The organism is Neobacillus niacini, from assembly GCF_023715415.1.
In the GTDB taxonomy this organism is placed as follows: Bacteria; Bacillota; Bacilli; order Bacillales; family Cytobacillaceae; genus Neobacillus; species Neobacillus niacini_C.
On sequence record NZ_JAMBOB010000001.1, the window covers coordinates 429109 to 449597 of the forward strand.

Here is a 20489-nt window from a genome sequence, read left to right on the forward strand (position 1 = left end):
TTATTATAATTTTTGGTCCTCAACAGAATTTAACCAGGCTTCAATTTCACCAACAACAGATTGTACACAGCCATCTTCAAAAGGTGAAATCAGATTTGCTTCTTTCACAAGTGTTGTAAATGACATACTGCCACCGAGCTTGCAAAGATTTACATAATCACCCCAAGCCTCTTTTTGATTTTCTCTCGAACGTTTCCAAAATTGGAAGGCACAGATTTGCGCTAAAGTATAATCAATATAATAGAAAGGTGAGTTGAAGATATGACCTTGACGCTGCCAGAAACCACCATTCTCTAAATAAGTATTCCCGTCATAATCTTTGTGAGGTAAATATTTCATTTCAATTTCACGCCATTGCTGCTTTCGTTCCTGAGGTGATGCTTCCCAATTCTCATATACCCAGTGTTGGAATTCATCAACAGAAACACCATATGGCAGGAATAATAAAGCATCACTTAAATGTGAAAATTTATATTTATCCGTATCTTCCTCAAAGAATAATTCCATCCATGGCCAAGTAAAAAACTCCATACTCATCGAATGAATTTCACAAGCTTCGTAGGTTGGCCAATAATATTCAGGGATTTCAAAATTCCTGCTGGAATAAACCTGGAATGCATGCCCTGCTTCATGTGTAAGTACATCAATATCCCCAGAGGTGCCATTAAAATTAGAAAAGATAAACGGAGCTTTATAGTTTTCAATGAATGTACAATAACCTCCACCTGCTTTTCCCTTTTTTGCTACAAGGTCCATTAGGTTGTTATCCTGCATAAATTGAAAGAACTCTCCTGTTTCCTTTGAAAGATCTTCATACATTTTTTGTCCATTCGCAATAATCCATTCAGGACTGCCCTTTGGTACAGCATTACCTGTTTGATACTTGAAGCCTTCATCATAATATTTTAATTTTTCCACACCAATACGTTCTTGTTGGCGGGCTTTTAGTGAGGTTGCTATTGGAACAATAAAATCCTTCACCTGCTGACGGAAATTCGCCACCATCTCAGAATTGTAATCCGTTCTCATCATTCGGTAGTAACCAAGTTCAACAAAGTTTTTATAACCCAATGCATGAGCAATTTCCGTTCTAACCTTAACTAAATCATCATAAATTCGGTCAAGTTCTTCCTCATGCTCAGCTAAAAATCCAAATTTTGCTTCATTTGCACGCTTTCTCATATCCCTATCCGTTGATTCAGTAAAAGGTTCTAATTGCGCAAGAGTTCGTTCTTCCCCTTCAAATATTATTTTTGCTGAAGCAATCAGTTTTGTGTATTGTGTGGAGAGTCGATTTTCTTTTTGTAATAGAGGAACTATCTCTGGTTTAAAGGTCTTTAGTTGTCCTTCAGCTAAGGCAAATAATTGTTTGCCCAATTTAGCTTCTAACTGTGCACGAAACTTGGAATGAACCAGTGCCTGATAATACTTGGTAACCAGCCCCTCGATTTCTGGCTGCATTTCATCCATATAATCTTGCTCTGCTTTATAAAATTCATCGTTTGTGTCAACGGAATGTCGAATATAGCAGAGATTAAACATTGTGCCAATATCATTTCTAATTTCATTTACTTCGTTCATCGCCACGCTTTGCTCTTCTATTGAACTTGCATTTTTAAATTTTTCTATTGCACCCTCAAATTTCCCTGTAATACTTTCTAAGTTCGGACGGGTATATGTATACTCTTCAAATCTCATTGAAACATCCCCTTTAATTAAATAATTTCAACTATAATCAATTCAACACTATCCATTAATATTCCTTTAAAATGAAAAAAATACGGCTGATGAGCCGTATTAAAATTTCCCTGCTGGCAATCCAAGTTTTTTCAACAATTCAATCGCATCCTGTTTTTCGGAATCTGTCAAACTAGACATGAGTGAATGAATTTGCTCTGCATGTTCTGGGAAAATCTCTTGAATAAAGTCTTTTCCTTTATCTGTAATTTGTGCAAACGTAACACGTCGGTCATTGGGACATGCAATTCTAATCAACAGTCCTTTTTGTTCCAATTTATCAACAACATAGGTTATACTTCCGCTTGCAAGTAAGATTTTCCCGCCAATTTGCTGCATTGGCTGATCACCCTTGTGATATAAAAGCTCTAATACGGCAAATTCAGTCGGGTTCAAGCCACTTGCTTGTATCACTTTATTAACATGTTCATTAATCGCTTTATATGCTCTTGAAAGAACAATAAATAACTTCAACGATTGAGATACTGAATCATTTTCCATTAAAAACTCATCCTTTTTATTCAGCTTCCGCTTTTCTAATTATCCTGCAACTAGGAAAAATTTAACTGCATTTTTCTCTGCGCAAAAGCGCTTCCGCCTTATTATTTATCCAGCTACAGCGCCTAGGGGCTCGGGGTCATAAGCCAATCCGCTTTCGCTTTCTTATTATCTCGACTTCAAGATTATTATAAGAAAATTTTGAGTTGGTGTCAATTTAACCTAGTTTCACAATGGGTTCTTTTTTTATGATTCTTGATTTCAATACTTCTAGCATTTTATTTATATTTTCATCTCTTTCTTCCGGTGAGATTTTTTTATGTAAAACAGAATAAAGGGTAACGTCTCTCAGCCTAAAAAACAGCGGCAGCTGCTCCTCCCAACCGCATGGCAAGGCATTATAATGCTCATATCCTTTAATAAAATGGGCAAGAAAATTCATGGCAAACTGCTCCCGCTCACGTTCACTTACATCCTGATATCCGTACAAAATGGAATAATAAAGCGGTATAGCAATATCAGAAGCAAACCAATGATAACTGCAATCATCAAAGTCAAAAATATGAACAGATTCACCATCATAAAAAAAATTACCTGAATGGATATCACTGTGGATAAGTCCAAAATTTTCTTTGCTTCTTGAAAGTAATTCTAACTCTTTAATCAAGAGTTTCGTATTTTTAATTATTTCATTTTCTTTGGGAACATAGTTTTCAATGTCCAGTAATTCCTCTTCCTCCCAAGATGGCCTGAGCTTTACGTGTTTCCTTGGCATATAATCCTTTGTGACAGAATGCATCTGACCAATTGCTTTACCCCAAGCAATAAATAATTGTTCATTGAATTCATTTGATTTAATTTTCACAGGATTTCCAGGTACTTTTGAAAAGAGACAGGCATAAAAAGATGAACCGTCATCACCTGGGAGGGTTTCAATTAATTGATTCTTGGATGATGTAAAAACTGCTGGGCAATATACACCTTGTTCATGTAAGTAATTTATCCAATCAAGTTCCGCTAGTATCTCGTCCTTACTCCGATGAGAACTATGAGTGATTCTTAAAATCATAGGTTTTTCTTCAAGATAAACCTCAAAAACATAGTTCTCAAAATCCCCCAGTTTCTTCACTTTTGACTGTAAGCCAAAGCAGTCCAAGAATGTGTTTAGAATCTCTGCTGTAAACAAAATTTCTACTGATTTCTCCATCCTACACCCCTAACTATTTATTTAAAGCTGCTACCTTAATTATATTTATTTATTCCGAACTTTGAAACATTCCATTTCTCATTTTTATAGATTTTATGTAAGATAAGGTTATTAAAAAATTGATATAATTAAACGAGGTGAAATATGAGTCAACCAGCAGCAGTAACAGCAAAGGCACCAAAAACATCAGACGCAACAATGTTTAATATTCTTTTTATCATCGGGCTTTGTCATTTACTTAATGATGCCATACAAGCTGTTGTCCCAGCGATGTTTCCCATTCTAGAAAAATCAATGGGTTTATCATTTACTCAGCTCGGTATTATTGCCTTTTCCTTAAATATGGTTTCATCTGTGCTGCAGCCAGTAGTTGGATTTGTTACAGACAAAAGACCAATGCCCTTCGCATTACCAATCGGACTTACCCTAACATTGGGTGGTGTTCTTGGAATGGCGTTTGCGCCTTCCTTCGGTTTGATCGTTCTTTCAGTCATTTTTATTGGGCTTGGGTCAGCTGTTTTTCATCCTGAAGGATCAAGGGTAGCCTATATGGCTGCCGGGAATAGAAGAGGACTGGCACAATCCATTTATCAAGTAGGCGGTAATACGGGGCAGGCATTAGCTCCACTTATCACAGCACTCATCCTTGTCCCACTCGGACAGCAAGGTGCTTCGTGGTTTTCGCTCGTTGCTGCATTGGCAGTATTGTTATTAATCTACATCGCAAATTGGTATAAACAGAGATTAGTTGAAAATCTGCCTTTACTAAAAATGAAGAACACAATGTCAGGTAAAAAAATGGGTCTTTCAAAAAAGGTAAAACAATCACTATTTTTAATTCTTTTACTAATATTTGCAAGGTCATGGTATATATCGGGGATGACTAATTTTTACGCATTCTTTGCAATAGAGAAATACTCCTTGACGATTAAGGAATCACAGCTCTTCCTATTTGCGTTTTTAATTGCTGGCGCCTTTGGTACTTTTTTTGGCGGTCCGCTGGCAGACCGGTTTGGCAAGAAAAAATTAATATCTGTTTCAATGTTACTGACTATACCATTTTCCATACTTATTCCTTTTGTACCTTCTTTTATTGCTTTTATCTTCCTAACACTTACTGGATTTATTCTAATGACCAATTTTTCAGTTACTGTGGTTTTTGCACAAGAGCTTGTACCAGGGAAAATCGGAACAATGTCTGGACTAACCGTAGGACTTGCCTTTGGTATGGGGGCTATCGGATCAGTAGGACTGGGATATTTAGCAGATTTATTTAGTATGTCAGCCATGGTTTCTTCGATTGGATTTCTGCCATTACTAGGATTATTGGCATTCCTCCTTCCAAGTGATCAACTGGTCCAAGAAATGAATCAAGAGTAGGATGGGCCTTAGCCCATCTTTTTTTTGTTGCATCTTTTAATTTTCGAAAAATTTTAACATTTACCCTCAAGAAATCTCATAAACTATCATATAATATAGTTAGAACATAAAAGGGAGGGCTAGAACATGAAAACCCCTAATTATCATGACTTTTATCAAAAGGCGTTGATACCCATTGGTTTCAATGACCTACTGGCACTAAAGGAATACGAATCTTATGACCTCGATTCACCTTTTACACATTGGCTCTTTGCGGTGGAAGGAGTGCAGCTTCCACAGGCAAAGATATACTTTCATTGGAAGGTAAGTATCTATCCGTCTAATTGTGATGGTGATTTTATTTGGAAGAAACCTTTCTATTGTTCTCCAATTATGATTTCTATGGATCATGCACATGAGCTTGCTTGCTCATTGGTTACTTCAAGTAAACTAGATAAACTCTCCACCTTAAACCTTCAAGAAAAAATAAGTTAAGCCTCAATAAATATCCCCTTTTCTGCTCCACCTTCTTTTTTACACTCACTTGTGAAAAAATCTACATATAGGAAAAATAGCAATCAAAAAAAAGAGAAAACACATGTTTTTTGTGCTTCCTCTGCTTATATTTGTTCTATTATTAGTTAGCTTCCTTAAGATATTGGGATGAATCCTCCACTTTCCTGCTTTTCTTTATTTTATAAGCAATGAACAAAACTCCTAACCAAACCGGTGCAAGATAAAGAGATAAACGAAAATTTGGAAGAAAAGCCATCAAAATAACAAGCATTATGAGGTAGCCCATTGTTACATAATTAGATATTGGATAAAAAGGCATTTTAAACTTTAACTTTGCAACTTCCTGAGGTCCAATTTGTTTTCTAAACTTGTTATGAGTTATTAAAATCATGACCCAGTTGATAATAATAGCAAGAATGGCAATGGACATTACAATACCAAATACTTGTCCAGGCAGGAATGCATTTAATATTACAGAAATACCAACGACTCCAGATGATAATAATACACAATACGTCGGAACGCCTGTTTTACCAATTTTCCTTAAAACCTTAGGTGCATTTCCTTGCTCAGCAAGACCAAATAGCATACGAGCATTACTATATAAGCAGCTGTTGTAAGCAGAAAATGTAGCCGTAAGTACAATGATATTAAGAATGGAGGCAGCAGCCGGAATTCCTAACTGATCAAAAATGAGAACGAAAGGACTTCCAGTTAGCCCTACTTTATCCCATGGGAATAAAGTTACTAACACAAGCATTGATCCAACATAGAAAATGAGAATTCGATATAGTACCTGGTTAATTGCTTTAGGAATTGTTTTATCTGGATTTTCCGCTTCACCCGCAGTGATACCAATAAGTTCAACACCGCCAAATGCAAAGGTTACAACCACCAAGGATAGAATTAACCCTGTAAATCCTTTTGGTAAAAACCCACCATGTTTATATAAATTCTCAAATCCAATAGCTTCTCCACCATTTCCGAAACCAAAGAATATGATAGCTAGTCCGAAAAGAATCATAACTATAACTGCTAAAACTTTAATAATAGCTCCCCAAAACTCAATTTCTCCAAATGCTTTTACTCCAATTAAGTTAATGCCAGTAATAATTAAGAACATCACGAAACCAGATACCCACTGTGGAATATCAGGGAACCAATAATTCACATAAATCCCAACTGCTGTTATCTCGGCCATCGAGACAGCTATATAACAGAACCAATAGTTCCATCCAGAAATAAAGCCCGCCATTTCTCCCCAATATTTGTATGCAAATGTACTAAACGCACCAGAAACAGGTGTATGTACAGTCATTTCCCCCATACAGCGCATTACAAGGAAGATAAAAAATCCACCAAGTGCATATGATAACATTACTCCGGGTCCTACAAGTCCGATTGTTGCTGCGGAACCATAAAACAATCCTGTTCCAATCGCTCCCCCTAGAGCTATCATTTGGATATGCCTATTCTTAAGACCTCTTTTCAATTCTTGGCTTTCTTGCATACTTCTCACTCTCCAATTAGGAATGAATATCATTATATAGATTTTTCAAAATAAACGTATATCTGGAAAATTAACGAGAACAAGATGGGACAAACTGAAAGAGTTTTTAAAAATAGACATCCTCGTATAGTTGAATAACTGTGGGGAAGGTTGGTTGCCATTTCGGCCTCTTTCATATGGGAGACAAAAAAATTTAATTAACTAGAATTAGTTTTTTACAGCAATTGCTTCAATTTCACACAATACTCCCTGTGGAAGCTGCTTTACAGCCACACAGCTGCGTGCAGGTTTTGATACAAAGTACTCTGCATAAACTTTGTTAAATTCGGCAAAATCACTCATATCTGTTAAAAAACAAGTAGTTTTAAAAACGCTTTCAAAATTTAGTCCAGCTGATTCTAAGATTGCACCGACATTTTTACAAGACTGTTCTGCTTGCGCACTAATACCTTCTGGAATTTGACCGTTTTCAGGATTTATTGGTATTTGTCCAGATGTATATACTAATTCATTTATTTCATATCCTTGTGAATATGGGCCAATTGCCCCTGGAGCTTTAACAGTTTCAAGCTTTTTCATATATTTCCCCTCCTCTAAGAAGTGTTTAATGATTGTTGTAGTTTTTATATTTGGACAAAACAGCGTCTTTCGACTAAGAAAGCCACTGTCTTGTCCTTTAACCATACAAACTTCAATTAATTAAATGGAAACAAGCTCATTTTCTTTTTCTGTATTTTCTATACCAACTTTAACAATTGGCTCTAAACTTGCTTGAAAGTGGCGAAGAATTGGCGGCTCCCAAGAGATTTTATAACCACGTTTAATTTCATTCGCTCTCTCTTTAATAGCGATTAATGCATCTACCACGACATCTAAATGGGCTTGTGTATACACTCTTCTTGGAATAGCCAGACGTGTAAATTCAAAATCTGCTTTCAATTGTTCTTTTGTATCTGGGTCATTCCCTAGCATATAAGAACCAATATCACATGTACGAATTCCAGCTTCTTTGTACAGTTCAATGGCTAAAACTTGTCCTGGATATTCATTGTATGGAATATGCGGGAACATTGCTTGAGCATCAACAAACACGCCATGTCCACCTACAGGTGCCTGATACTGAATTCCAGCTTCATCTAAACGAGCTGCAATGTACTCACTTTGACCAATTCGATAGGCTAAATAAGATTCATCGATACCTTCATATAAACCGATTGCAAGTGCTTCTAAATCACGTCCTGCTAATCCGCCATAAGTATAGAAACCTTCATAAGAAATACAGTTCGCTTTTATTTTCAGGATAAGTGGAGAATCGCCATCTTTAACCCCGATTAAGCCACCCATATTTACAATCGTATCTTTCTTAGCAGACATAGTGAACATATCACCATAACTAAACATCTTTGTGATTATTTCTTTGATAGACATGTTTTTGCATTCTTCTTCTCTTTGCTTAATAAAGAAAGCATTCTCTGCATAGCGTGCGGCATCAATATCAAGAGGAATATTGTGTAGTTTACAAATTTCAGAAACTTCTCTCATATTTTGCATTGAAACTGGCTGCCCGCCGGCTGAGTTATTTGTAATCGTCATAACAACAAGTCCGATATTTTCTGGACCGTACTCATCGATAATTCTCTTCATTTTTTCTACATCCATATTTCCTTTAAAAGGACTGCGGATAGATGGATCTTTTGCTTCTTCCACTACACAATCAATTGCTCTTGCACCAGCAAGTTCAACGTGCGCACGAGTAGTATCAAAGAACATATTGGAGATTGCGTATTTGCCTTCACTTAAAAATGTCGGAAATAATACTTTCTCAGCAGCACGACCTTGATGAACAGGCTGTATGTATTCATAGCCAAAGATATCTATTCCTGCATCACGAAGTTTAAAGTAACTAGAGGCACCTGCATATGCTTCATCACCTCTCATAATTCCTGCCCACTGTTCAACACTCATTGCACCAGTTCCGCTATCAGTTAGAAGATCGATATATACATCTTCCCCTTTTATTCCAAATAAATTGTATTTCGCTTCCTCAATTCTCTGTTCTCTTTCTTCTCTTGATAAAATTTTTATCGGTTCAACTGACTTAATTCTAAATGGTTCCGCAATATATTTAATAGCCATAATAAATTCCTCCTAATGGGTAATGTAAGATTTATAAATTACTAGAATCCTAATGTAGGTATAATCACTAATTGTTTATAGTAAGGTTCTTTTCCTCCTTTATTGAATATTTAAATATTGATGTGAAGCAAAATTTAAGTTATTATTAATTATGATAATTTTTTATCAATAGGATAAATTATTATCTTAATAACAATTTATCATAACCAGAAAGCGTTTTCAATTAGCTTCCCTATTCATTTTGTGACAATTTTGTTAACGTTTTTTTCGCAAAATTTCGTATTTACATAAAAATTCTATTAAGCAGGAGGAAATAGTAATGGATGAAGAATTATTACGTCACTATAGAACGTTAGTTGAATTTTTAGGGAAAGTTTTAGGTTCCCAATATGAGGTTGTTTTACACGTTGTTACTTCGGAGGAAGAAGCTTATATCGGTGCAATAGCAAACGGAGAGGTAAGTGGACGTTCATTAAATTCGAGCTTAACGGACTTAGCAAGAAATATGATCAAGGATAAAAAATATAAAGACTGCGATTACCTTTTTAATTACGTTGGAAAAATGGCGAACGGTAAAGAGTTTTCCTCTTCAACCTATTTTATTAAAGATTCTAAAGGTGAGCTTTTAGGCTTACTTTGCTTTAATTTCGATACGACTAAACATAAATTAGTAGCTCAGGAAATTCTTCAACTGGCAAACATCAGATTACCTATTTCAAAAATGGTTTCTGATACTCAAAATGATGAATATGTGGAGCATTTCCCTGGAAGTATTCAAGATATTATTTATGATGTAGTTGATTTTGACCTTTTTCAATCTGATTTACAACTAACGAAAGATAAGAAAATTAACATTATCAAAGAGCTAAATGACAGAAATGTCTTCCAAATGAAAGGCGCTGTTCAGGAAGTGTCTTCCGTATTGAAAATATCCGAAGCAAGTATCTACCGCTATCTACAGTTAATTCAGCGCTCATAAGATAAGACAAGAACTCGCCAGATTTGGCGAGTTCTTAATTTATACTCCTTTGTTATGCGAGCCTAAACACGATTCCATGTCCGCCCTTAGGATATTCCCATTTAATATTTTGGTACGGGCAGCCTATTCGGCAGCTTCCGCATTCGTGACAGCCCTCATAACCAACCTGCATCCTTAACCCTTCCCACTTGTACACTTCAGCTGGACAGAAAATGGTACAAATTTTATCTGGGCATTTTGTGGCACAAATATCATCGTCCATTACGGTTAAATGTGACTTCGTATCAGCTTTAAATCGAAGAAGATACTGTTTTTCTTCAATATTCTTAGTTGACATTATTTCACCGCCTTCCAAGCTCGATAAATATCTTGTATAACTTTAATCGTTCCTCTTTCAGAAGTTACACTCTTCATAATTTCTTTTTGTTTATCACGTTTTGGTGTTCCGTCAACTGTAAAGAATTTACTCATCGCTTTGTTCATCATTGGTACGTATTCTTTAAAATATTGTGGGTTATTCTCAAATGTATGTGTTGCGTCTTTATATTTCTCTAAATCTTTGATTATGAAGCTATCATAAAGTTTTTGTCGATAGAGATTTAAGCTAGATTCCGAGAAGTCTCCACGGTACTTCGCCTCAATTACAGTTTCAGCAGCAAGTAACCCTGAGTGCATTGCCATGTTCGAACCTTCACGATGAATAGCATTCACAAGCTGCGCAGCATCACCGACAACGACAACACCATTCCCAGCTACTTTCGGGACAGAACGATATCCGCCTTCTGGAATTAGATGAGCTAAATACTCTGCAGATTCACCGCCTGCAAGCATTGGTTTTACCATCGGATGTGTTTTTAAGTAGTCTAAGAGGTCATAAGGCTTCAATTTTGCCTTTATCATACTAGATAGGGTTGTACCTACCCCAATATTCAAACTATCCTTATTCGTGTATAGAAACGCAGTTCCGAGATTTCCTTTTGTTGAATCGCCAAAGATTTCAATCGTACAACCCTGATTATCCTCTAAGTTAAAACGGTCATTAATTTTTTCTTTCGGTAAATTGATTACTTCCATTACCGTTAACGCTACTTCATCTGGACGGAATTCTTTATGGAAGCCTAACTGTTTGGAGAGTAGTGAATTTACCCCATCTGCTAGGACAACTACATCTGCATAGACTTCACCATTAGGGCGGTCAGTTCGAATTCCAACAACCTTCCCGTTTTCTACGATACATTCCGTTACAACCGTTTCATTGATTAAAAGGGCACCTGCTTCAACGGCTTTTTTCGCAAACCATTGGTCAAATTGCGCTCGCAATACAGTAAAGTTATTATATGGTTCAACACCCCATTCAAGACCTTTGTAACCAAATTGAACGACAGATTCCTTATCCATCATCCAAAAACGCTGCTCAATAACTGGTCTCTCAAGTGGGGCTTCTTTCCAGAACTCTGGAATCAATTCTTCCATTTGCTTCCGATATAGTACACCGCCCATTACGTTTTTGCTTCCTGGATATTCTCCTCTTTCAATAAGCAATACGTTTAAGCCTTTTTGGGCACATACAAGTGCACATGAAGTCCCCGCAGGACCAGCCCCAACCACTATAACATCAAATTTTTCTGGCATAGCTCATTTCACCGCCCTTTTCATTACGTAGCTGTTTAAATTGCTCGATAAGTTTAGGTACAATTTCCAATGCATCTCCTATAATTCCATATGTTGCCACATCAAAAATTGGTGCATTAGGGTCCTTATTTATGGCGATGATTAAATCAGAGTTTTTCATACCGACTACATGCTGGATAGCTCCAGACAAAGCAATCGCGAAGTAAATTTTAGGCGTTACCGTCTCACCCGTCTGACCAATTTGAAGCTCGTGAGGCAGCCATCCCGCTTCAACTACATCACGTGTACCTCCAACTGTTGCACCAATAGAATCTGCAAGCTCATAAAGAATCTGGAAGTTTTGTACATCGCCCATCCCCTTCCCGCCGCAAACAATCACATGAGCATCAGCCAAATTCGCTTTTTTTGTTACGTCATTCACAATTTGCAGCACTTTTGTCCGCATATTTTCTTCTTTGAGATCTATGCTTTCTTCGATAATCTTCCCTATTTTACTTGAATCTGGTTCAAGTGCCTTCATCACCTTTGGTCTAACGGTTGCCATTTGCGGGCGATGCTTTTTACAGAGAATCGTTGCCATGATATTACCACCAAATGCTGGACGGCTCGCTTCAAGCAAACGGCTATCAACATCCACATCGAGCATGGTTGTATCAGCTGTCAACCCAGTGACTAAATCTGTTGCAACAGCACTTGCTAAATCCTTGCCATTGGGTGTTGCTCCGTATAGAATAATTTCTGGCTTGTATTTTTCAACTAATAGCATTACCCCTTGCATATACGATTCTGTCCGATATTGTTTTAACACTGGATGGTCTACCATGTAAACTTCATCCGCACCGTAAGCAATCACTTGCTTGGCTAAGGGTTTAACTTCACTTCCTAGTAAAAAACCCGCAAGTGGAACTTGTAATTTGTCCGCAAGCTTTCGCCCTGCACCAAGGAGTTCTAAAGAAACCCCTTCAACTTTTCCGTCATTTTGCTCAATGAATATCCAGACACCGCGGTACTCATCAAAATTCATGTAAACCCCTCCACGTCAAAAAGAATAATCTTTATTGTTTAGATGACTGTAATGTTAATACCTCTTTTTTCTCCATCAAGATATCCATGAGTTGTTTAACTTGCTCATCCGCAGTACCTTCGATTTTTTTCCCGCCTTCAGGTCGTGGCGGTGTAAACATTTTTCCAACAATTGTTGGCGACCCTTTAAGACCAAGCTGAGAACGGTCCACATTTTCAAAATCATTTACAGTCCAGATTACTGATTCATATCTAGCTGCTTTTATCATATTTGGCATTGGTGAATATTCGATTTGATTTATTTCTTTTTCAACCGTTAACAAACAGGGTAATTCAGCCTGTATTAGTTCATAGCCGCTTGATAATTTCCTTTTTATTAAAACGGTTTTTTCTTTTAAATTGACTTCCGAGACTTCAATTACATTCGTTATTGGCGGAATATCCATCCTTCTAGCAATACCAGGTCCTACCTGACCCGTATCTCCATCAATTGCATGCTTACCACAAATGACCATATCGACTGGAATTTCCTTATTGATTTTTTCTAATGCTTTAGATAAAGCATAGCTCGTAGCTAGTGTGTCAGCGCCTGCAAAGGCACGGTCTGTAATCAAATATCCGCGATCTGCACCAATCTCTATACTTTTTTTAATAACAGCTGTTGCTTGCGGTGGTCCCATCGATAAAACTGAGATTGTACCTCCATTCTTTTCCCTTATGCTTACTGCTTCTTGAACAGCATGTGCATCGTAAGGATTTAAAATGGCTGGTGCGCTGCGGCGGTCGAGTGTGTTTGTTTTCGGATTAATTTTTATGATTTTTGTATCTGGTACTTGTTTGACACATACGACAATGTGCATGTAGGACATTCCCTCCCCCATATTGGCTATGTTTATTTTGAAAGCGCTTGCCTTCCTTGGTTATAAAAAATGCCATATTACGATATATGACTCGTAACATTAGCATATTACCAAACAATGATAGATTTCTTTTTTTAAAATTGATAAATTATTGGATTGAGGTAAATTCTAGAAGTATAAGATTTGATGGTGCTCGTGATGAAGTGAGTTTTTTAAAAAAATAGTGATAATTTAACTATAAGTAATATTCAGAAATAAACAATGATAAAAATCACAGTTTCTGTCTAATCATGTAGAAATAATATTTGCGCTATTCATACTGATGAAAGGTTGAGGCTATAGAATGGTGGAAGTGTTTGTGGGAAGCGTTCTTTCTGCTTTATCAACAGGTGCAGGAGCTCTAATCATTCTTTTTATTAATCAATCAGTTACACACCGGTGGATGGATATGTTATTAGCTTTTAGTGCTGGAATCATGATGGCTGCCTCTACAATTGGGCTAATCCCTGAAGCATTAAAATTGGGTGGTTTTGTCTCACTTGCAATTGGAGTTTTCTTGGGGGTTTTGGTATTAACAACTCTGGAAAAAAGGATTCCACATATTGATCTTGAACATAATCAGTATGGAATTCATTTTGACGAAAAGGCACTGTTAATCATTGCAGCCATTACTCTGCATAATATACCTGAAGGCTTGTCGGTCGGTGTCAGCTATGCTTCACAAACAGAAGAAACGGGGAATTTAATCGCAATGGCAATTGGTTTTCAGAATGCGCCAGAAGGCCTTCTTGTTGCGCTCTTTTTGGTTAATCAAAAAATTAGCAAACTTAAGGCCTTCTTACTAGCAACTCTAACTGGTGCCATTGAGATTGTAACATCTATCATGGGTTTTTATTTAACCTCTTTTGTTCAAGGAGTTGTCCCTTACGGTCTTTCCTTTGCAGCTGGTGCGATGTTGTTTATTATATATAAAGAGTTGATCCCAGAAAGTCATGGTGATGGAAATGAGAGGGTATCTACCTATGCTTTTATAACCGGTCTTTTAGTAATGGTTCTTATCATTGATATCTTCTAAGACTTTCTTCAGCCGATTTCTCTTAAACAAATGCCTTCGGCCAAACCATAATCATTTGATTAAAAGCAAGCTTTATTTCTTCATTTGGTTTTGAAAAATGCTGGGAAGCTTTCTGATACTCATTTATTAATATATCAAGCTCCTGGCTGTATTTAATCGTTTCTTCACTTGTAAAACCTTTTGTATTCGCACAATTTATCATCATTGCTCGTTTAACTTTTATTGCGCTAAGCATCTCAGAAGGGTTATTACCTGACTTATACAATTTCTCCACCTACTCCTACTCTTTTGCACTAAACTGCTAAAATATTGATTACTTGATGAATTATGACAAGATTTAAGGCAAAAGTAAATACTTTCGCAAAAGTAGACAAAACAAGCATTTTACCCTTTTTTTCGACAAAATTCACGTCTCTTTTTCTCCTTTTGCGACATTTTTCACTACTACTTTAGTGTTGATTTAGTAAATATATTTACTAAAAAGATAAAAAAACTGGCTGTCAATCAGCCAGTTTAAATGATTTATTGATGAATTTCATCTTTCTCGTAAATCGGTACCCATCCCTCTGTTGTAACAAAAATTCGAACTGCAACTACTTTACGATCTTCTTCTAAGGTAAAGTAATGTCTTGTGTTTTCAGGTACTGAAATTAAGTCTCCTGGATTTAGGTGAACTTCGAAAAATTCTCCATCCTTAGCTTGAATAACAAAAACTCCATGGCCGCTTACAATAAAACGAACCTCATCGTCGGTATGGTGATGTTCATTTTTAAAGTTTGTTAGCAGTGTATCAAGATTTGGGGTATTATCTGATAATGAAATAACATCTTGAGCTTTGTATCCCCGGCGAGTTGAAATATCTGAAATCTCTGCTGAAAAAGCTTTTAGGATTCCTTCTTTCTCTTCATCACTCAATAGATATTTTTCCACTAGGGATTGAGGTAGTTTCGTAATATCCCAATTTTCATAAATAACCTCTTGAGATGCTAGAAAGCTCGCTACTTCTTCTTGATTAAGAATTTGTTCTTCTCTACTTTGAAATGTAATGTATGCCATGATAAGTCCATCCTCTCGTATGAAATTTAAACTACTTTATTAAATTGAAATTGTTTTTGTTCTAAGAGACGTAATTGGTATTTAAATAAAAACTCAGAAGCTTCAAGAATCTTTTTTGCCTCAAAAGCATCTCTTCCCCAAACCGTTATTCCGTGATTTCGGATTAATACAGCTCCAGAATCTTCCTTGATATGCTCAGAAAATGAATCTGCAAGAGTAGGAATGTGTGCATAGTTTTTAATGATTGGAATCGACAGCACGGCGTCCTCTTCCCACATATTAAAGGCCTTAATCAATTCCTGGCCCTTAAATGTTACCACACCTTGGTTCCCATATAGCTCTGAAATCACATTATTATCAATCGTGTGAACATGGAGTGAGCAACCTGCATTTGTTTTTCTGTATATTTCGACATGAAGCAGTGTTTCTGCTGATGGTCTCAAGTGTGTTTCTTCAACTGCATGCCCAAATTCATTAACCAGCAAAAAGTCCTCATCCGTTCGCTTGCGTTTATCCTTACCACTTGCAGTAACTAGAAACTGTAGAGGATCATCACTAACCTTTATAGCGAGGTTGCCGCTCGTGCCCATAAACCAATCACGCTCTGCCAGTTCATCTTTTATGTCTGCTAACTCAAGCCATTTTTCCTTTAACATGATGCCCTCTTCACCTCAATTCGATTTTTAATTTCATCTATACAGTCATAAAAGGTAGTAAATCCTTTATAATTCAAACCCCATTCAGAACATTTTTCCTCTAAGAGATCTCTTGCCAGCACAAAATCTGCTTGTTTAGCTGCCTCAAGGTCGGTTACAGAGTCGCCGATTACGATCGTAAAGAATTCTTCATCGTGGTTTGTCTTCCGTATAATACTAGGTTTACAGCAGCCGCATTCGTTTTGACAATCAGAATCACAAGTATATGGCCAAAGTATTTTTATGTTTTCCCCTGAAAAATCACTGTGGTTACAATATATCCCCTCAAACGGTCCGAACTTTTCAAGAATCGGATATACAAAAAAATCAATTCCACCGCTGACAATATAAAGAGGAATATCTTCGATTCTTGTAAATTCGACAAATTCAGAAAATCCTTTGCGAATTTTAGCATTTTCTATCGCAAACTTTGTAATTTCATCTCTTTGGCTGCTTGGTAATTCCGAGAATAACTTTCCTACACCCTCACTGATCGAGATTTTCTGCGATAAAATTTGGTCTTTAATTTCTTCCCAATTAGGTGGTGCAAATTTTTTCATGATTGCAATGATGTTATCACTTTCAGTAATCGTACCATCAAAATCACAGTATATGACTGGCCTCTTCATTTATACTGACACCTCAGCATTTCCCCATAACTGCAATGCAGTTTTTAGCTCTGGATACATTTCTGCCCCTTCCGCTAATGTCTTTCCTTGAAGGTTCACTTCAATCGCTTGTCGGAATGCTAGACCGCCGCCATGCGCACCACTAGGATGACCGTGAACTCCGCCTCCTGCATTGATAACAGAATCTATTCCAAAATCTCGAATTAAAAGTGGTACTAAACCAGGATGTATACCGGCAGAAGGGACAGGAAATGAAGTTTTTATTGTATCCTTTTTTGTTAATTCCTCTGCTATTGAGATAGCTGATACTTTCTCCAATGCCACAGTTCCATATGGCGATGGGAACAATGACAAATCTGCACCAGCAAGGCGCAGGAGCTTACCTAGCAGCAATGAATGAGAAAGACCATAATGGGAAGATGATGTTAACGCACCACTTACAGCAGGATGCGCCATTAATGGTAGTGCAATTTGATCATCTTCACGAAGCTCCTGTAAAACATCCAATCCATAGGCAAATACATTGAATAATAAAAGGTCTGCTCCAAGCTCTTTCGCTTTCTTTGCTTTGTCCTTTAGCTGTGATGTCCGACCAGTTAGGTTTACTGCGTACAAAGTACGATGTCCTGTTTGTTCATATACTTCCTGTAATATTTTATTGCCTGCTTTTATTCTTTTTTCAAAGGGGGTTAGTTCATTTTCAAAGAGAATTTCGTCATCCTTAACAAAATCAACACCGCCAAGAGCCTGCTGCTTCAGCTGTTCTGTTAAGAAATCTAAATCCTTGCCTAGCACCCCTTTAAAGATGCTCATTAATAATGGACGGTTAAAAACACCGAGCTTTTCTCTTAATCCATCAACACCAAATCTTGGACCAGGAAATTTATTTTTTAAAATATCCTCAAACTGTAAATCAAGTAATTTTATTTTTCCATCTAATGAAAGTTTTCCAAAAACGGTAGTCAGAATCGCAGGAATATCATCAGAAAAATTGATGGTTGGATAGGCAATATGTATGAGTGCCTGTTCCTCTTTTAAAATTTCAGTCGACACCACCCTGCCTTTGTGTTTACGTAATTGACTCTGTTCTAGTTCTGGTAAGTTCGTCCATGAACCGACAGTTAAACCTAAAGCAATTTCCTCTGCTTTTTTTTCTGGATTTTTTTCACCGTGGATTAGGTATGTTGCTATTAATTCAGACAATTTTACTCTTCCTCTCTAGAAAAACATAAAAAACCTCTTCGCAAAAGAAGAGGTTAGCATCGCAAACTAACATCTTCTCATCTATCAGCCTTTATGCTGCAAGATTTAGCACCGTGCTTAACATTGTGTTAAGTCGGTTGCCGGGCTTCATTGGGCTTTTCCCTCCACCTGCTCTTGATAAGAAAACGATCGTATTATTTACTTTTATCACGTTGATAAACTATATTTTGGATTATCCCAAGAATTATATTCTTTGTCAATCTATTTTTCGAAAATTTCCAACTTGCTAATTCTTCTCACTGCTTCACCTAAACGTTCCTCACTTGTGAGTAAACCTACTCGGACAAATCCTTCACCCAGTTCACCAAAAGCATTCCCAGGTGCCACAGCAATATGTGCTTGTTCTAGCAGGATGTCGGCAAATTCAGTAGAGGTTAGTCCCTCAGGAACTTTTAGCCAAGCAAAAAACGATCCCTTTGGTGCAGTAACATTCCAGCCTAATGAACGGAGTCCATCAATCAAGACATTTCTTCTGCGCTCATAAAGGTTATTCAAGTCTCGAACACATTCCTGTGGACCTGTTAATGCCTCAGCGGCCGCTTCCTGTATACCGCCAAAAATACTGCAATAGAGATGGTCTTGAATAAGCTCAATTGCTGATATAACACTGCTATTGCCTACTGCAAAGCCGACACGCCACCCAGCCATATTGTAGGTTTTTGATAGAGTATATATCTCTATGCCCACATCTTTTGCCCCGTTAATTTGTAAAAAGCTTAATGGCTTCTCTCCATCAAATCCGATTGCACCGTATGCAAAATCATGAACAACACAAATATCATGCTGGTTTGCAAGAGTGACAGTTTCCTCAAAAAACTCCTTTGTTGCTGTTGCCCCTGTTGGGTTGTTAGGATAATTAAGGAACATTAATTTTGCTTTTTCAATTGCATCAGAAGATAATTCACTGTAGTCTGGCAGAAAATTATTACCTTCTCTGAGCGGCATCAATACCATCTCCGCATTAGCCAGCGCTACCCCAGATAAGTAATCTGGATATCCTGGATCAGGTACTAGCATGGTATCTCCTGGATTTAAAAGGCATTGTGGGATTTCTACCAACCCAGCCTTACCGCCAAACAAGATTGCCACTTCTTTTTCTGGATCTAGGGTAACACCGTACTCTCTTAGATAAAAGTCAGCAGCTGCCTGTTTTAAGTAGGCATGACCTTGAAAAGGAGAATATTTATGATTCACAGGATTAGCCGCTGCTTCCTGCATCTTTTTTACAATATGCTTTGGGGTTGCCTGGTCTGGGTTTCCTTGACCTAAATTAATAACATCATATCCATCTTCAATGTATTTCCCTACTTTTTTTACTAAAGAAGCAAAAAACTGCTTCGGGAAATTATTTAATAGTTGAGATGTTGAAAATTGTTTCATCTTGTCACCTGCTTTATTTATTTCATTTTATTGTTGAATTCTAGTCACAAATGATATAACTTTTAAGACAGCTTGTAAAGAAAAAATTCTAAAAAATTCAAATGAGGTGAATATTGATGAAATTTAAAATCGCTTGTTTGCAGATGGACATTGCCTTCGGTAATCCCAATGAAAACTACCAAAAAGCTGAAAGATTAATTAAAGAAGCAATGAAGCAGAATCCTGATATCATTGTTTTTCCAGAGTTATGGACAACAGGATATGATTTAACTCGACTTGATGCAATCGCAGATAAGGGGGCAGCAAGTACCATTGATTTTTTTAAGAACGCAGCAAAAAAATATCAGGTTCACTTTGTTGGCGGATCTGTAGCAAATCATGGTGAACAAGGAGTAAAGAATACCCTTCTTATCATCAATAATAAAGGTCAGCATGTCCATTCATATAGCAAACTACATCTATTTAAGTTGATGGACGAACATCTCTACCTTGAGGCCGGAGAGGAGAAAGGTTTGTTCGAATTGGATAATCACCCTTTTGCAGGAGTAATCTGCTATGATATTCGTTTTCCTGAGTGGATTCGTGCACATACATCTAAAGGAGCAGAAGCCATTTTCGTTGTTGCTGAATGGCCAGCCCCTCGTTTATCGCATTGGAAATCTCTGCTTATTGCCAGAGCAATTGAAAACCAAGCTTTCGTTATTGCATGTAACCGCTCTGGTCATGATCCCAATAATGAATTTGCCGGTCATTCTATGATTATCGACCCATGGGGAGAAGTAATAGCTGAAGCTGGAGCGACGGAGGAAATACTGTCTGCAGCTATTGAGTTAGATTTTGTAAAAGATATTCGTAAACAAATCCCAATTTTTGAAGATAGAAGACCTGATTTGTACTAATCAAAAAACCACTTCCTACAATAGGCAGTGGTTTT

At 37.1% G+C, this 20489-nt stretch carries 21 protein-coding genes and 1 riboswitch; of the genes, 5 read left to right on the top strand and 16 right to left on the bottom strand.

Annotated elements, in window-relative coordinates:
• Nucleotides 1-3 precede the first annotated feature (3 nt).
• From M3189_RS02020 to M3189_RS02030, 3 genes are all read right to left on the bottom strand, one after another.
• Entirely contained in the window at nucleotides 4-1698 is a 1695-nt protein-coding gene (locus M3189_RS02020; protein ID WP_251631376.1) for a M3 family oligoendopeptidase, read from the bottom strand.
• 99 nt (nucleotides 1699-1797) lie between these two features.
• A complete protein-coding gene (locus M3189_RS02025) occupies nucleotides 1798-2238 on the bottom strand; it encodes a MarR family winged helix-turn-helix transcriptional regulator (protein WP_251631378.1) in 441 nt (146 codons plus the stop codon).
• A 214-nt stretch (nucleotides 2239-2452) separates the two neighbouring features.
• Nucleotides 2453-3442, bottom strand: a complete 990-nt coding sequence (locus M3189_RS02030) for a phosphotransferase enzyme family protein (RefSeq protein ID WP_251631381.1) — start codon at nucleotides 3440-3442, stop codon at nucleotides 2453-2455.
• A gap of 144 nt (nucleotides 3443-3586) precedes the next feature.
• Here M3189_RS02030 and M3189_RS02035 point away from each other — a divergent pair, with 144 nt between their 5' ends.
• Both M3189_RS02035 and M3189_RS02040 read left to right on the top strand, forming a co-directional pair.
• Nucleotides 3587-4822, top strand: a complete 1236-nt coding sequence (locus tag M3189_RS02035; protein WP_251631382.1) for an MFS transporter — start codon at nucleotides 3587-3589, stop codon at nucleotides 4820-4822.
• Between the two features lie 126 nt (nucleotides 4823-4948).
• Nucleotides 4949-5296 carry a hypothetical protein gene (locus M3189_RS02040; RefSeq protein ID WP_251631384.1) on the top strand — a complete coding sequence of 116 codons (348 nt, stop codon included), beginning with the start codon at nucleotides 4949-4951 and terminating at the stop codon, nucleotides 5294-5296.
• A 142-nt stretch (nucleotides 5297-5438) separates the two neighbouring features.
• Here the strand turns inward: M3189_RS02040 and M3189_RS02045 are convergent, their stop codons facing one another.
• The 3 genes from M3189_RS02045 to M3189_RS02055 form a co-directional block, all read right to left on the bottom strand.
• Nucleotides 5439-6827: an amino acid permease gene (locus tag M3189_RS02045; protein WP_251631386.1), complete on the bottom strand. Its 1389-nt coding sequence runs from the start codon at nucleotides 6825-6827 to the stop codon at nucleotides 5439-5441.
• 207 nt (nucleotides 6828-7034) lie between these two features.
• On the bottom strand, nucleotides 7035-7406 hold the full coding sequence (locus tag M3189_RS02050; RefSeq protein WP_251631388.1) for a RidA family protein: 372 nt from the start codon (nucleotides 7404-7406) through the stop codon (nucleotides 7035-7037).
• A 120-nt stretch (nucleotides 7407-7526) separates the two neighbouring features.
• The gene (locus tag M3189_RS02055) at nucleotides 7527-8963 is read right to left on the bottom strand and encodes a tryptophanase (RefSeq protein ID WP_251631390.1); all 1437 of its coding nucleotides are present in this window, start codon (nucleotides 8961-8963) and stop codon (nucleotides 7527-7529) included.
• A gap of 319 nt (nucleotides 8964-9282) precedes the next feature.
• Between M3189_RS02055 and M3189_RS02060 the strand changes: the two genes are divergently transcribed.
• Nucleotides 9283-9942 (top strand): helix-turn-helix transcriptional regulator, encoded by a 660-nt coding sequence (locus tag M3189_RS02060; protein WP_251631392.1) that lies wholly within the window; start codon nucleotides 9283-9285, stop codon nucleotides 9940-9942.
• A gap of 52 nt (nucleotides 9943-9994) precedes the next feature.
• Here M3189_RS02060 and M3189_RS02065 read toward each other — a convergent pair whose 3' ends face one another.
• From M3189_RS02065 to M3189_RS02080, 4 genes are read right to left on the bottom strand one after another with little or no spacing between them, the layout of a single operon-like run.
• Complete coding sequence (locus M3189_RS02065) at nucleotides 9995-10279, bottom strand: ferredoxin family protein (RefSeq protein WP_075685099.1); 285 nt, start codon at nucleotides 10277-10279, stop codon at nucleotides 9995-9997.
• The gene (locus M3189_RS02070; protein ID WP_251631394.1) at nucleotides 10279-11574 is read right to left on the bottom strand and encodes an FAD-dependent oxidoreductase; all 1296 of its coding nucleotides are present in this window, start codon (nucleotides 11572-11574) and stop codon (nucleotides 10279-10281) included. The genes M3189_RS02065 and M3189_RS02070 overlap by 1 nt, the downstream gene beginning before the upstream one ends.
• Entirely contained in the window at nucleotides 11558-12598 is a 1041-nt protein-coding gene (locus M3189_RS02075) for an electron transfer flavoprotein subunit alpha/FixB family protein (protein WP_251631396.1), read from the bottom strand. Before M3189_RS02075 ends, M3189_RS02070 begins: the two co-directional genes overlap by 17 nt.
• Nucleotides 12599-12629: 31 nt before the next feature.
• Nucleotides 12630-13457 (bottom strand): electron transfer flavoprotein subunit beta/FixA family protein, encoded by an 828-nt coding sequence (locus tag M3189_RS02080; protein ID WP_251631398.1) that lies wholly within the window; start codon nucleotides 13455-13457, stop codon nucleotides 12630-12632.
• 343 nt (nucleotides 13458-13800) lie between these two features.
• On the opposite strand from M3189_RS02080, the gene M3189_RS02085 reads away from it, so the two are divergent.
• Nucleotides 13801-14532, top strand: a complete 732-nt coding sequence (locus M3189_RS02085; protein WP_251631400.1) for a ZIP family metal transporter — start codon at nucleotides 13801-13803, stop codon at nucleotides 14530-14532.
• Nucleotides 14533-14554: 22 nt separating this feature from the next.
• On the opposite strand, the gene M3189_RS02090 is transcribed toward M3189_RS02085, so the two are convergent.
• The 6 genes from M3189_RS02090 to M3189_RS02115 all read right to left on the bottom strand — a co-directional run bounded on the left by M3189_RS02090 (nucleotide 14555) and on the right by M3189_RS02115 (nucleotide 19555).
• Nucleotides 14555-14797 carry an aspartyl-phosphate phosphatase Spo0E family protein gene (locus tag M3189_RS02090; protein ID WP_251631402.1) on the bottom strand — a complete coding sequence of 81 codons (243 nt, stop codon included), beginning with the start codon at nucleotides 14795-14797 and terminating at the stop codon, nucleotides 14555-14557.
• Between the two features lie 257 nt (nucleotides 14798-15054).
• A complete protein-coding gene (locus M3189_RS02095; protein ID WP_251631403.1) occupies nucleotides 15055-15588 on the bottom strand; it encodes a 1,2-dihydroxy-3-keto-5-methylthiopentene dioxygenase in 534 nt (177 codons plus the stop codon).
• Between the two features lie 26 nt (nucleotides 15589-15614).
• Nucleotides 15615-16244: a methylthioribulose 1-phosphate dehydratase gene (locus tag M3189_RS02100; protein WP_251631406.1), complete on the bottom strand. Its 630-nt coding sequence runs from the start codon at nucleotides 16242-16244 to the stop codon at nucleotides 15615-15617.
• Entirely contained in the window at nucleotides 16238-16912 is a 675-nt protein-coding gene (locus tag M3189_RS02105) for a 2-hydroxy-3-keto-5-methylthiopentenyl-1-phosphate phosphatase (protein ID WP_251631407.1), read from the bottom strand. Before M3189_RS02105 ends, M3189_RS02100 begins: the two co-directional genes overlap by 7 nt.
• A complete protein-coding gene (mtnW, locus tag M3189_RS02110; RefSeq protein ID WP_251631409.1) occupies nucleotides 16913-18115 on the bottom strand; it encodes a 2,3-diketo-5-methylthiopentyl-1-phosphate enolase in 1203 nt (400 codons plus the stop codon).
• A 74-nt stretch (nucleotides 18116-18189) separates the two neighbouring features.
• A riboswitch (SAM riboswitch) is annotated at nucleotides 18190-18299 on the bottom strand.
• Between the two features lie 77 nt (nucleotides 18300-18376).
• The gene (locus tag M3189_RS02115; protein ID WP_251631411.1) at nucleotides 18377-19555 is read right to left on the bottom strand and encodes a pyridoxal phosphate-dependent aminotransferase; all 1179 of its coding nucleotides are present in this window, start codon (nucleotides 19553-19555) and stop codon (nucleotides 18377-18379) included.
• Between the two features lie 116 nt (nucleotides 19556-19671).
• On the opposite strand from M3189_RS02115, the gene M3189_RS02120 reads away from it, so the two are divergent.
• Nucleotides 19672-20454 (top strand): carbon-nitrogen family hydrolase, encoded by a 783-nt coding sequence (locus M3189_RS02120; RefSeq protein ID WP_251631413.1) that lies wholly within the window; start codon nucleotides 19672-19674, stop codon nucleotides 20452-20454.
• Nucleotides 20455-20489 lie beyond the last annotated feature (35 nt).

What these genes read in the sequence shown, in the direction of transcription:
- M3189_RS02030 (WP_251631381.1), bottom strand. Translation starts at nt 3,442, where the DNA reads ATGGAGAAATCAGTAGAAATTTTGTTTACAGCAGAGATTCTAAACACA.
- M3189_RS02070 (WP_251631394.1), bottom strand. Translation starts at nt 11,574, where the DNA reads ATGCCAGAAAAATTTGATGTTATAGTGGTTGGGGCTGGTCCTGCGGGG.
- M3189_RS02045 (WP_251631386.1), bottom strand. Translation starts at nt 6,827, where the DNA reads ATGCAAGAAAGCCAAGAATTGAAAAGAGGTCTTAAGAATAGGCATATC.
- M3189_RS02095 (WP_251631403.1), bottom strand. Translation starts at nt 15,588, where the DNA reads ATGGCATACATTACATTTCAAAGTAGAGAAGAACAAATTCTTAATCAA.
- M3189_RS02040 (WP_251631384.1), top strand. Translation starts at nt 4,949, where the DNA reads ATGAAAACCCCTAATTATCATGACTTTTATCAAAAGGCGTTGATACCC.
- M3189_RS02075 (WP_251631396.1), bottom strand. Translation starts at nt 12,598, where the DNA reads ATGAATTTTGATGAGTACCGCGGTGTCTGGATATTCATTGAGCAAAAT.
- M3189_RS02105 (WP_251631407.1), bottom strand. Translation starts at nt 16,912, where the DNA reads ATGAAGAGGCCAGTCATATACTGTGATTTTGATGGTACGATTACTGAA.
- M3189_RS02050 (WP_251631388.1), bottom strand. Translation starts at nt 7,406, where the DNA reads ATGAAAAAGCTTGAAACTGTTAAAGCTCCAGGGGCAATTGGCCCATAT.
- M3189_RS02115 (WP_251631411.1), bottom strand. Translation starts at nt 19,555, where the DNA reads ATGAAACAATTTTCAACATCTCAACTATTAAATAATTTCCCGAAGCAG.
- M3189_RS02055 (WP_251631390.1), bottom strand. Translation starts at nt 8,963, where the DNA reads ATGGCTATTAAATATATTGCGGAACCATTTAGAATTAAGTCAGTTGAA.
- M3189_RS02100 (WP_251631406.1), bottom strand. Translation starts at nt 16,244, where the DNA reads ATGTTAAAGGAAAAATGGCTTGAGTTAGCAGACATAAAAGATGAACTG.
- M3189_RS02085 (WP_251631400.1), top strand. Translation starts at nt 13,801, where the DNA reads ATGGTGGAAGTGTTTGTGGGAAGCGTTCTTTCTGCTTTATCAACAGGT.
- M3189_RS02065 (WP_075685099.1), bottom strand. Translation starts at nt 10,279, where the DNA reads ATGTCAACTAAGAATATTGAAGAAAAACAGTATCTTCTTCGATTTAAA.
- M3189_RS02025 (WP_251631378.1), bottom strand. Translation starts at nt 2,238, where the DNA reads ATGGAAAATGATTCAGTATCTCAATCGTTGAAGTTATTTATTGTTCTT.
- M3189_RS02035 (WP_251631382.1), top strand. Translation starts at nt 3,587, where the DNA reads ATGAGTCAACCAGCAGCAGTAACAGCAAAGGCACCAAAAACATCAGAC.
- M3189_RS02120 (WP_251631413.1), top strand. Translation starts at nt 19,672, where the DNA reads ATGAAATTTAAAATCGCTTGTTTGCAGATGGACATTGCCTTCGGTAAT.
- M3189_RS02080 (WP_251631398.1), bottom strand. Translation starts at nt 13,457, where the DNA reads ATGCACATTGTCGTATGTGTCAAACAAGTACCAGATACAAAAATCATA.
- M3189_RS02060 (WP_251631392.1), top strand. Translation starts at nt 9,283, where the DNA reads ATGGATGAAGAATTATTACGTCACTATAGAACGTTAGTTGAATTTTTA.
- M3189_RS02020 (WP_251631376.1), bottom strand. Translation starts at nt 1,698, where the DNA reads ATGAGATTTGAAGAGTATACATATACCCGTCCGAACTTAGAAAGTATT.